This window comes from Helicobacter didelphidarum (assembly GCF_003364195.1).
Lineage (GTDB): Bacteria > Campylobacterota > Campylobacteria > Campylobacterales > Helicobacteraceae > Helicobacter_A > Helicobacter_A didelphidarum.
The window spans coordinates 1-901 of the sequence record NZ_NXLQ01000153.1; the positions used below are offsets into that span (position 1 = coordinate 1).

Sequence of the window (901 nt, forward strand, 5' to 3'; positions counted from 1 at the left end):
AGAGACTTAACACAATGGGAAAATCATTACTTCTTAGAGCGAAGTGGATATGATTGTATTACACCAAACTTAGAGCTTAGAATCCCAGAGGGGAGGTATAATGTAAATTGGAGATATAGCAAAGTGTCAGTAACGCCCAGTGGAGAGTTCAAAAAACTTGTCAAGACAAAACAAATTGGAAATACAAAACCACTACTTAATCTTAATAATAAATATATATCTGCCCAAAGAGCTATAATGTTGCATCAAGGCAATACCTCAAAGGATACTGAAGGCTGTTTATTGTTTGGAGATACAATGCAATTAAATAAAAGCAATATTCCCACAGGCATACAAGGTAAGTGCAGCTCACCTATGGCTCAAAAGCTATTAAACTTTCTTATCCAAGATGAAACTATCAAAAATACCTTTTTAAATACAACTAAAGATGATGGCATAGGCTTAAAAATCCCAAATATAACCTTTATCATAAGAAATAACTTTGGAAGAATAGCAAAGAGTGAGAGAGTGGTGGCAAGAGATAAATATCAAATCCAAATCTTAGAGAAAGTTTCAAAGTTTGATAATATTGATGATATAAAAAAATCAACTTACATAACCTACTTTAAAATAAAAGCAAATAATCCCTCATCTATAAAGAAGATTGTAGAGAGCAAAGAAGTGATTAATGCTATTGTAGCAGGAAAGAGAAAGCTAGATTCTATCACACTTCATAATTACCCCCAACCAAGCAATGAATTTATATACACATTAAGTCACGATGAGCATAGCAAGGATTATGAAAAAGATAAAGCTATCTTACTTATTGCCTATGATAATAGTCAAACTCTCAATAAATATAATTTTATCCAATTAGGATTTGAAGCTATCGATGTAGCTCATTTCATCGTAGATGAGATGA

Annotated in this window: 1 protein-coding gene; it reads left to right on the forward strand. The window is 32.0% G+C overall.

Translation table 11 applies throughout. The features are described from left to right. Positions 1-901: DUF5675 family protein (locus CQA53_RS12850; protein WP_245945919.1), on the forward strand; the 901-nt coding region annotated here is incomplete at both ends.